The following is a 10,822-nucleotide window of genomic DNA, read 5'->3' as shown; positions in this document are numbered from 1 at the left end:
CTCAGTTGGGATAATTTCAATGAATCGGGAGATCTGCCGACTCAGGTGGAATTGTTTAGAACTCGTTTTGGTCATTATCCCGAATCAGTTTATGTTGACCAGATTTATCGTAATCGCCGCAATCGCGCTTATTGCCGAAATCTCGGTATTCGCATCACGGCTCCGCCTTTGGGTAGACCTGTGACGGATGATAGGGCGGCTGTTCGTAAGCAATCTCTTGAAGATGCTAAGATTCGCAATCAAATTGAAGGTAAGTTTGGGCAGGCTAAACGTCGCTTTGGATTAGACTGCGTCGTGACTAAATTGGCTCATACTTCGGAAACAGCGATCGCTATCACTTTCTTGGTGATGAATTTGGAATCGCTGCTCAAGTGGCTTGTTTTTTTCTGTTTTTCTTTGCTTATATTTGGCTCCCAACTCTTGCTTCTTCCTTTTGTAAAAGCAATCCGTAGCTTTAATTCTTTTTCTTGGCAATTTCCTAGTAGACAGGCAAAGTATGATTCTCTTCCTCTTTACCTCTTACTTTCCGCTTAGTCTCTTTTTCAGCAAGCCCTATTTAGGCTTTTTATAGATTCGAGCGTAACATCCACTTAGTCAATTGATTTTTTATTTGGCAAATGAGTATATACGCAATTTGCCAAACGCTTGTTTCTATGGCGATCGCTTGGCGCAGATTGCTAATTGAGATATTGAGGGATCTTGGAGAGATAGCGATACTTGTATTGCTTTGTCGTATTGTCCTGATTCCGCATAGGCGATCGCAATTTCCTCTAATGCAAATAAAGACTTGGAAGAAATATCTACTTCTGAAGACTGAGGCATCTGTTGAGCAAACACTAATGCCCGATCGAGATCGCCGACATTGAGAGATTGATTGACAATCGAAATTAAGGTTTCAGATCGCCAGCGAGTTTCGGTGATTTGTTGCAATAGTTTCAATGCTTGGGTGGTGCGTCCAGCCTTAGCTGAAGCTTCTGCTAGATTCGTTAAAGTAAATTTTTGATAATCTTGGGATAAACGACCTTGTAGACTTAGGGCGGTTTCTAGCTTTCCATTCTTGAGATAGGACAGCATTGAGTCGTATAAAACTTGCTGCACCAAATTATTTGGTAAATCCCTGACCAGACTGAGAGCTAAATCGGGCTGGAGATTTCGGGCTAGGTTATCTGCCACATCAATCAAAGCCTGTTGTTTTTGCTCCATTGACTGTATCAGATCGATCTTCTGTAGAGCTGTTTGAGATTGACCTAACTTGGCGTAGGTATTAGCAATGACGCTCCAAGCTTGATCGCGATCGGTATTCGATGGAATTGTTCGTGCTATAGATTCTGCTTCTTGTAATAACGGTACGAGCAGATCGATATCTTTGTTAGCATTTTCGCTGCGAATGTTCTCTAAAATGGGAGATACGACTTTAAAGCGCTCTACTGGATCGGCGACAGTATTGACTATCTGCATTGCTGATTCCACTCCTGAAAACTGTAACCATTCTGCGGCTAAGGCATAGGTAATAAATTTCGTCATCTCAGTGCTTTGATTCGAGCGTACAGTCTGTAAAATCTTGCCAAATATCTGCTTCAATTTAGCTTGACGTTCATCGGTAGAATTTGATTCAGAAGGTGGAAAATAAGTTCTTTCTGCAATTATCGATAGCCACCAGACTTTACTTACGGGGTTGCTAAAGGAGTTGGCATAATCAAGACTTTGGGAAAATAACTGGTCGGCTTTAATAACCTTTCCGATCGCGCGATATTCCCAACTGAGATTGTTCAACAAAATTAGCCATTCTTGCCTATCTCTTCCACTATTACTTTTTTTGAGAGATTGGATAACTTCTAAACTTTTGTCTAACAGAGCGATCGCCTGTTCTTGCTTTCCTAATGCAAATAATCCTTGGGCAATTTTCACCATATACTCAACATTGTCTCTTGGCGATTCATTGAGTTTTTGTTGTTTGATATTTAGTCCTTGTAAAAGAGATGCCTCTGCCAGTTCTGGCTGTTTTGCTTCGATAAAAAGCATTCCTAAGCTTGCCAAAAGATCGTACTTCTCTCTATAAAAGAAAAGTGTTTGCAATCGATATTGCTCATTATCGATAATTGATGACAAATCATTTTGCAATAACTGGAATGCTTGATTAAGCACAGAAACTGCTTTTTCAGGTTCCTTTACTTCTAGATAATGGTACGCAAACTGTATCAATTCCTCTGCTTGAATTTCGGGAAATTGCTTCTTGTCCATGCCATTAACTAGTTGCAAGATAAGTCGATCTTGATTGGCTAGCCGATAGCGTCTGACTTGGAGAGCTAAGATTGAGACTTGTTTTGTCGGGTCAGTAATCGTTTTCAACCTTTGTAAATGACAAATAGTAGGAATACCGCCCATCTTGATGTTGCTGGATAGCTCAGAAGCTTTAGCTAAACTAGCCATCGGAGAGCTGGCACATAAAAAAAGAACGCCGAATCCACTTATTAATCTTTCTTGTGTAATGAAGCTCATATAAATCACCTTACTTACTCTTAATTCTTCAAGATTACTTAGAGAGAATTAACTTCTTTCGTGACCTTTTTCCGCCGCCATATTTTATAGATAATGAATCCTCCTACAACAATGATAATGACTATCCCAGCAATTTGTAACCCAACGATTAAAGTAATGGCAGGCTGATGTATTGCTACAAAACGATGTTGTGGCACAAAATAGGTTTGGACAACGCGAACGAGATCCTTTGCCGAAACCTTCTCAATTTCTGAGACATAATCTGGGATCGGTTCCGTATTTGAGAGTATAGCTGACCAAGATACCAATGAACCTGCGATCGCGCCATTACCTTCTCGTGAGATCAGCCAAGACCGAATTAACGCTGTTTTCGCTTCTGCTAAACGTTTTTCATCTACTTTGCCTTGTCGGACATTCTCTATATAGCTATCAATGAGTTGTAAAATCGTATCTCGATGTTTTTCTTCGGAACGAGTAAAGACTGCGAAATATCCCACATCCTCATAACTATTGTTATAAGCCGATAGACTATAAACCAAGCCCCGCTTTGTGCGAATCTCATCTGTTAAATCACGATTCATCATTTTCGCTAAAACATCAAGACTCCAGCGATCGCGATGTTTATCACCGACAGTCTGAGCTCCTGTCATTAAGCGAATTTGATCGTTGAGCATTGGTCCCGCAACTTTGATGCGATAGGTTCCTTGATTGGCTGGGATTGCAGTGGTAATTGTGTTGGGTTTCCCTTGCGATCGCAAATCACCAAAGTAATTTGTCACCAAAGGTTTCAATTGTGATGGCTCAACATTGCCAACCACGATCAGAGTCGCATTCTCAGTGGTGTAATGCTGTTTGTAATAATCCAGCAGCATATTGCGATCGATTCGCTTCAGGGACTCCTCTTCTCCAATCACACTCATTGTCAAAGTGGAATTTGGGAATAATGCTTTTTCCACTTCTCGACTAAGATCGTAGCCATAGCCCCATGCTTCTAACTGATTGATCAACCATCCATACTGTCCTCCCTTTTCTTGGAAAACCACATGGCGCTCTTTCTCCACCTTATCTACAGGAAATGTCGGATGAAAGACTATTTGCGATAGCCAATCTAAATCTGTTGAGATATCGCGATCGGCAACCAGTGCATAGTAGCCAGTCTGCTCCCTATCTGTCCAACCATTCCATGACCCACCAATGTTAGAGATAGTATCTTTAACCTGTTCTTCATTCCAACGCTCTGTACCCGTAAAGACCATATGCTCGACATAGTGAGAAATCCCATTATTGGCAGCAGTTTCATTCCGCGAGCCAGTTTTTATTACCAGATAGACAATCACAGATTTGCTGTCAGGTCGATATTGATGCCACACACGCAAGCCATTGGCTAGTTGATAGCGTTCTAGGGGAATTGATGGATTCGATTTAGCTTCTAGAGATTTAGGTATGGTCGTGCTAGCAACGCATAGTAATAGAGGAAATAAAACTAAATCTCGAATTAAATTCATTGGTTTATGGATGGTTGATGTGGTTAATTATCTAAGTCATTTTGCCTTTAACTACCAGATAAACTGACCCTGGTAGCCAAAATCCAAGCGTTACGGCAAATCTAGAAAAGTTTCCTTGATGAGCACCGTCGATTAGAGTAAATATGCAAGATGCTATGCCAATCGCTCCTAAAATCCGTAAGGTGACAGGACGTGACTGAGGAAAGAAGCAGGTACTAGCGATCGCGCCAAGTACTGCCAAAATTAAAACCCCACCTGCTATAAATGTAGGACGCTGTTCTGGAGGTAAGGCTGCAAATCTTTCTGGGGCTGGCATGAACAGTAGGATACCCGCCACAATGGTAAGGATACCGAGAATATTCCAAGTCGTTTTACTCATGATAGTCTCTCTACAAAGATATGGCTAACTTGGGGCTATTATCCAATATTTCTCAATATGAATAGGTGATCGCAGTCCTTGCTCTTATGTGTTTATCAGCATACCTATCTTGTGATAGCGATCGCTAATCAACAGATATGCGTATCGATTTACTTGAGAGCCGATTTTTACATTTCATAAACCTTCTACATCAGGAGCAGCAGCAACTTTGTAGACTAGGTTGACCTTGGTTTGGGAATAGGGAGGAAGTTGTAAATGCCAATTACAGAAACCATTAGCATCGGGCTGAAAGCGATCGTTAGTTTCATCTTGTACGACTTCAATCTTGACTTTCTCCAGTTCAGAGACAGGAACCCGTTCGGTTAGCATAATTTCTCTAACTTCATCGCCAATATTTGAAAGAAAAATATTGATGGTATTGATAATGGTATTCCATTGGGTGAGGTGATTTTTATCGCGCTTTTTGGATGTAGTGCGCTGTACTCTCATCGTCGCATCTGTTCCCCAACCAAGGGCAAATTTTTCCTGTGGGGCGACAAAAGATACTGTCGTCCGTCCGACGTATTCTGTAGACCTCACGAGATCGACAGGACCCGCCAAAATTGGTAAGTTAGCCCTATTAGTTTGTTCGCTCTTGAGAACGACCTGTAACGCAAGTTCGGGCATGAGAACGCGCTCAATTGTAGCAGAAGATTGAAATTGAAATAGAGGTACGCGGTAAGGTCTGCCATCGGAGGGAACGTTAGCTTTGCGAGAGGCGCGGATCGAGCGAACTTCACCGCCATCATCAACCGATGGTAAATCAATCGTATCGGTTGCTCTGGTTTCCGCGCCTAAACCCGTAGTTTTGACAGTTTGATCGCGCAGTTCTACGGCAATCTTTTTTGACTTTTCGCGAATGTTAAGCAGATCGTCAGCTAGCAAAGGTGGCTCTGTGCCAAGGGAAGCGCGAGCAGTGGAAAAGACTAAATCCACATTTAGCCAGTCTTCGCCTGTGTTTTGCCAGACACAGCCATCGGTTCGGAAGGTTAACTGTGAATTCTCTCCCATTTGCAACTGAGCTTGGTGGTATGGTCGCCAAAGGGCATTAGGAACAACATAATCAAAGGCAAGTTCGTATTCACCTGTTTGGGCGATCGCTAAATCTGCCTCCAAATAAGCGGTATAAATTGTGTCAGGGCTTGCTTCGGATTGGATGCGTTTGACTAATCGAGTGATCGCTTCTTGAAGTTGGGTTTGAGCGTGGTATGTATTCAGGATCTCACTACGAATGTCTCGGAGTCGCTGAAAGATTGGCTGTAGTTGCGATCGCCATGCCATCGGATCGACCTGTCCCCAAGCGGCATCAATGGGTAACTCCTGCAAGGCTTTTGCTAAAATCGTGCCAATTTGCTCGAATTGTTCTTCGAGATATTGTCGATCTTCGGTGAGAACTTGGTACCGATCGTACTGCGATCGCCATTCTTTTTTTAACTCTTCCACTAATCCAGTGCGATCGCTTTCCTTGATTAACATCCGACGGCGCACGCGCACATCATTAACCCTTGAATTAACATCACCAGTAAATTCAGTGCCAGTAAATTCAGCGCGAAGGGACTTATCGGAAAGTACGGGTGCAACGCGATCGACCTTTACTCGCCACAAACCCGCCGTCAAGGTGGCTTTGCCAATGCGTTGGGCTTGAGCGCGATCTTCCAGTAAGGTGACAGTAGTGACGGGAGCATCGAGGGTTAGGGCTTGAATTTCCGTTGATTGCATAGCTATTCCTCTCTCCTATTTCCATTAACTAGTTCATTGTCTACAAAGGTCTTGATGGTGTAATCGGCGGTTAATTCCCTTTCACCACCTGCGGGAACTTCGATTTGCCAGCGATAACCACCTTTAATTGGTTCATTACGTTCCTGCTGCTCGTATTTTTCCCAAGCGGGGGTTACTTGGGTGACATTGACATCAACCTTTGCATCGGGTTGCGGGATGGGAATACGTTCGCGGACTTCAATTTTGGCAACTCTACCCATACGATTGGCGATCGCGATATGAATGCTGTGGCGCAGTTCATTAAAAGACACAAGACTCATACCCGATCGCACTTCTTTAAAAGAGGTGTTACGAGCAACTTTTATTGCCTGCTCTACACTCAAAGCTAATTCCATTTGCCCTCTCGGCGGCACTGTTGCGATTGTCTTTGAGAGAATATATTGTCCATCAACATAGATGTCAGCAAGTCCTAAAAGCAATGGCGCATTCAGAGGATTACGAAGTTGGGCAATACGGAAGACATTTGCATCTTCTCTAGGTACGACGATATAACGAATATCAATTTCTGCATTCTCTTGCAATAGAGCAACAGAATGATACTGACCATCGGAAGGCACATCAATCCGTCCAGTACCCAAATAAACAAAGTCAAAATTACCAACTTCCTTACGAATATTGCTTGAGCCAAAGCGTGGGAGAACTTGATTGCAAAAAGTGCGATCAAAAGCCGTTTGCAAGACTGTCTCAATCTCAAAGTTAACTGTCATCTGCCAACGTTGGAGCGATTCTAAATAGAGCGTCCTCGGATCGGGAATACTTAGTTTTCCGCGTTGTCTAGTATTGCTAGGTTCGGCTAAACGCATTAGCCCATAATTTTTAATATCCGCACTAGGATCAAAAATCGGTTCGGGAATTGGATCACCTCCTCTACCTCTATATTCATCTGCATGGGGAGCCATCATTGCTGCTTGACTACCTATACTCCTAACCATCATTGGTGATTTAGGAGATGGAGATCTCACCCCTCCAGGTGCAACATTTTTGCTAAATGAGGCGCTTAGCATCTCTAGATCGTTAAAATCATCATTAACGGCTGGTGCAGGTTTAGAAACACCGCCAAGCAATGCCTCTAATTCAGAGAAAGATAACTCTTCTCTCTTGTCTAAGTGGGTGACTATCCGTTTAAAAAATGGAAATTTTGGTATACCCATTAGTTGATTGATGGTTGGGACTTTCAGGGGTTCACCAGTTAGATCGCTCAACTGCACAACATGCTCGTTGTCTTGAACCTGTTTTTGGCGATCGTAGTCTTCAAATAGAAGTTCTGCACCTTTAGGAGGACTGCGCCAAGCCTTTTTACTCGGCAATGTTTGCGATCGCCCTAAGCGTAAAGAAGGCAATTCAGGCAACTCGCACCAGCCTGTGGGTGTTGCTGTAGAAAGTTCGATCTGCACACCATTCCAATCCTCGCCTGTACGCTGAGCGATCAAGGCTCGTACAGCGATCGCTGCGGTATTGGTAGCACTATTGAGACGGCAAACATAGGTGGGTGTCCACCTTGCTCCATTGATAAAATATTCCACCACTAGTTGCAGGCTCTCAGGGGATGGCAGCGCTGCGGTTTGAATATCGCTAATATGGAGACGCGCAATAATGGTTTTGAGTAGATCGTGTTCCTTGGCAACATTGGCATTGGAGGCAAGGAATTGTTTCTGTTGGAGGTCGGCGAAATGTTCCTGAGCCTTGCGTAATTTTTCTTGGAGTTCCCGCTTTTCTTGAATGCGGAGTTGCTTTTGTTCGTCCTTAAAATTTGCTAAGGCTAGTCTCGCCCCTGTGGGAGATTGAGGTGGTGCTTTTCCTTCTTCACCTATGGGGCGATCGGGGACATGCAACTCACTCAAAATTAGGATTTCTAAATCGATCGCGCTCTGCAAATCTTCTAGGCGATCGACCTCTACTTTAGCGGTTTGAATTTCTGCTTCTAACGATGACAGCGAGATTTCGGGCGGCGGTGGAACGCTCAAGCCAACCCTTACATCTGTAACTATTACACTATCAGCACTCACATTTTCGTTCGCAGCACTAGGCTCAACACGTACACGCACACTTGCATCATCTATGGCTAGAGGCAATCCAACAATCTCCACTTCAGTGTTTTCTCCTTGCCATGAAATCGCTGACAAACTGGCCAATCGGGTCACAGTTGAGCCTTGAGCATATACTTTCGCCTTATCAATTTTGGAAGTAAGCTGAACAATTGACATAGTTTTTGGGTTAGGATTGGGACTGATAAATTGATTGTTCTGTGACTTTCTTTAGATAACTTTCTGAAAGTACATATCTAAATTCTTCTTTATTGAAACTATTGTCAGATGCAAACACCGTTACATATGTATAACATTTAAACTGAATTTCTTTGACAATTTTTGCGATCGTTTTACCTTCTTTTTTTAAAGCTCTAGAACTCAAACGAAACTTTGTCCAGAAAGAATGCTTGCATTTAATTGTTAAAACATACATGGGCTTTTCAGGAAAATGGATTAAGTGCTTGCGAACGAGATAAACAGAGTCGATATCTTGGTAAAGAGGGCACTGGTCATTGAATTAGTGGTATGAGAAAATAGAAGCAGAGGAAAGGAAAAAAAGTATGGAATGCCCCCACTGCCAGAGCCAAAAGACAATCAAAAACGGCAAACATCACCACCAAGATGGCAAAGCTATCCAGAACTATTTGTGTAAAGGATGCGGCAAGAGATTTAGTGAAAGGACAGGAACGCCAATGTCAAGGCTGAGAACACCAGCGAGTGCGTATCCTTAGCCCTGAAGATGAGGAGTGAAGGGATGGGAATCAGCGCCAGTGGGAGAGTACTAGAAAAATCCCATGTCAGCATCATGAGATGGGAGCAAAAATTGGCAACCCAGTCACAGCAATGGAGTTCAGATGCCCCAGCAGGAGGAGATATAACAGTCGAGGGAGATGAGGTTTACACTCGCGTAGGCGAGAACCTTCCCCCCCTCAAAGTCAAAAGGATGGACAGTGACATTCATCGAACATAGGAGTCGCTATTGGATTGTTGCCAAGGCAGGACTCAAAACCACTGAGTTATTTGCTAAAGCAACCAAAACAGCATGGCAATGGGCAAAGGCAAGTCAATACATCCGATGGTTTACCGATGGAGAAAGACGCTACGCCCAACAACTATGGCAAATGGCAAGTGTGCGCCTCACATCCACCGAAGTAAGCCATGAGTATGGACATCGGAAAGTATGGCGACATGGCTTGGAAGTTGCTATCAAAATTAAAGGTTCACAGGGCAATCGTCGTGTCGCATGGCTCAAACCAGAGCATCCCTATACGGCTATTAGCGATAAGAGTGACGTTCATGCCAATCATAACGAAGCAAACAACAGTGCCTTGAGAAGGAGGTGTAGCGCTTATCGCCGTAGACAAAACCTATATGCTAAGAATACCGAAGGATTGCAACGAGCAGTCACTGTGCAAAGATTAGTTCACAACTGGGTGAGACCCCATGGGGGCTTAGGGAAGAAGACTCCTGCTATGGCGATCGGGCTATATCATCGACCGCTTTCCATGCTGGAGTTGCTCTCCTGGAGTTTAGACTAAAAAAGGAAAAAAGGCAGAGTAAAAGAGATACAAACTGCCTAAAGTAGATGAAAAAGAAAAAGGACATCTACAGCCATGATTATTGATAAACTACAGGACTTTCGTCAACAGGTATATAGATTTTTAGGGAACGGACGGGATGCAATATTTGACCTGATGGATGCAGTATTAACCAGTCCAAGCGTAAAGTCCTTTGCCGAATTATCATTATCTGCGGTGTATCGCAGGAAATGGTCAAGTCTGTATGAATCATTAAAAGATAGTCGTCCGAGACGAGGAAGACTCAGACGACTGTGCGTGGAACAAATACCAAAAGACATCCGCCCCTTGCTAGCAGGAGACCATACAGGATGGGGAAGACCACACGCCAAAACGTTAAAAGACAGGAGCTTTGTACATCAACCGAATTTGGTTGAAGGTAATAAACCGATCGTGTTAGGGCATGACTACAGTACCTTGGGTTGGGTGCCAGAGATGGAAGGGAGTTGGGCAATTCCGTTATGTCACGAGCGGATCAGTAGTTTTGAGACAGCCGCCCAAAGAGGTGCATTCCAACTGGGACAAGTATGTCGAGATTTATGAGACTGTCAAGTAAAATGTGTAAAGTCTAGGAGCTAGATGTGGAGACGATCCTCAAAGAGGATAGCAAATCGATTAAGGGCGGGTTTCCAATCGCGAATGGGCATTGTCCATTTCTTAGAAATATTCCGCATCGCCAAATAAACCAGCTTGAAAGCAGCCTCATCAGTTCGACAAGCTCACTGACCAAGGGAGGAAAAATCTGTTGAGATTTAATCACCTTCCGCAAACTGCTATTCATTGACTCAATCGCATTGGTGGTGTAAATCGCCCTGCGAATCTCAGGTGGGAAAGCAAAGAAGGGGATAATGTTCGCCCAATGACTGCGCCAAGACTTGGAGATTGATGGATATTGCTTGTCCCATTTCTCAGCAAAGAGTTCGAGGTTAAACTCCGCCTCCGATTCCGTTGCCGCAGCATAAATAGCCTTGAGATCGGCACAAACCTGCTTGCGTGGTCAGTGAGCTTGTCGAACTG

At 43.6% G+C, this 10,822-nt stretch carries 5 protein-coding genes and 4 pseudogenes; 3 read left to right on the top strand and 6 right to left on the bottom strand.

Annotated elements, in window-relative coordinates:
* Nucleotides 1-439 (top strand): annotated as a pseudogene (locus AC805_RS05785) (transposase); the annotation flags it as partial.
* 212 nt (nucleotides 440-651) lie between these two features.
* On the opposite strand, the gene AC805_RS05780 reads toward AC805_RS05785, so the two are convergent.
* From AC805_RS05780 to AC805_RS05760, 5 genes are all read right to left on the bottom strand, one after another.
* Nucleotides 652-2,499, bottom strand: coding sequence for a tetratricopeptide repeat protein (locus AC805_RS05780; protein WP_156341317.1), 1,848 nt, complete (start codon nucleotides 2,497-2,499; stop codon nucleotides 652-654).
* Between the two features lie 38 nt (nucleotides 2,500-2,537).
* A complete protein-coding gene (locus tag AC805_RS05775) occupies nucleotides 2,538-4,004 on the bottom strand; it encodes a pitrilysin family protein (RefSeq protein ID WP_055074531.1) in 1,467 nt (488 codons plus the stop codon).
* A 31-nt stretch (nucleotides 4,005-4,035) separates the two neighbouring features.
* Nucleotides 4,036-4,383 carry a hypothetical protein gene (locus AC805_RS05770; RefSeq protein WP_055074530.1) on the bottom strand — a complete coding sequence of 116 codons (348 nt, stop codon included), beginning with the start codon at nucleotides 4,381-4,383 and terminating at the stop codon, nucleotides 4,036-4,038.
* 174 nt (nucleotides 4,384-4,557) lie between these two features.
* Nucleotides 4,558-6,141 (bottom strand): mucoidy inhibitor MuiA family protein, encoded by a 1,584-nt coding sequence (locus AC805_RS05765; RefSeq protein ID WP_055074529.1) that lies wholly within the window; start codon nucleotides 6,139-6,141, stop codon nucleotides 4,558-4,560.
* A gap of 2 nt (nucleotides 6,142-6,143) precedes the next feature.
* Nucleotides 6,144-8,405, bottom strand: a complete 2,262-nt coding sequence (locus AC805_RS05760; RefSeq protein ID WP_055074528.1) for a DUF4139 domain-containing protein — start codon at nucleotides 8,403-8,405, stop codon at nucleotides 6,144-6,146.
* Between the two features lie 383 nt (nucleotides 8,406-8,788).
* On the opposite strand from AC805_RS05760, the pseudogene AC805_RS25140 reads away from it, so the two are divergent.
* Nucleotides 8,789-9,766 (top strand): annotated as a pseudogene (locus AC805_RS25140) (IS1 family transposase).
* A 75-nt stretch (nucleotides 9,767-9,841) separates the two neighbouring features.
* Nucleotides 9,842-10,345, top strand: a pseudogene (locus AC805_RS05740) (transposase); the annotation flags it as partial.
* A 35-nt stretch (nucleotides 10,346-10,380) separates the two neighbouring features.
* Here AC805_RS05740 and AC805_RS25135 read toward each other — a convergent pair.
* Nucleotides 10,381-10,793, bottom strand: a pseudogene (locus tag AC805_RS25135) (transposase); the annotation flags it as partial.
* Between the last annotated feature and the right edge of the window lie 29 nt (nucleotides 10,794-10,822).

Origin of the sequence: Pseudanabaena sp. 'Roaring Creek', assembly GCF_001402795.1 — a bacterium.
Classification (GTDB): Bacteria; Cyanobacteriota; Cyanobacteriia; order Pseudanabaenales; family Pseudanabaenaceae; genus Pseudanabaena.
The sequence above is the reverse complement of the archived record's forward strand: the minus strand, read 5'-3'. Positions and strand labels throughout refer to the sequence as shown.

Bases quoted from the DNA above. Each gene is read 5' to 3' on its own strand.
- AC805_RS05775 (WP_055074531.1), bottom strand. From the start codon at position 4,004: ATGAATTTAATTCGAGATTTAGTTTTATTTCCTCTATTACTATGCGTT.
- AC805_RS05760 (WP_055074528.1), bottom strand. From the start codon at position 8,405: ATGTCAATTGTTCAGCTTACTTCCAAAATTGATAAGGCGAAAGTATAT.
- AC805_RS05780 (WP_156341317.1), bottom strand. From the start codon at position 2,499: ATGAGCTTCATTACACAAGAAAGATTAATAAGTGGATTCGGCGTTCTT.
- AC805_RS05770 (WP_055074530.1), bottom strand. From the start codon at position 4,383: ATGAGTAAAACGACTTGGAATATTCTCGGTATCCTTACCATTGTGGCG.
- AC805_RS05765 (WP_055074529.1), bottom strand. From the start codon at position 6,141: ATGCAATCAACGGAAATTCAAGCCCTAACCCTCGATGCTCCCGTCACT.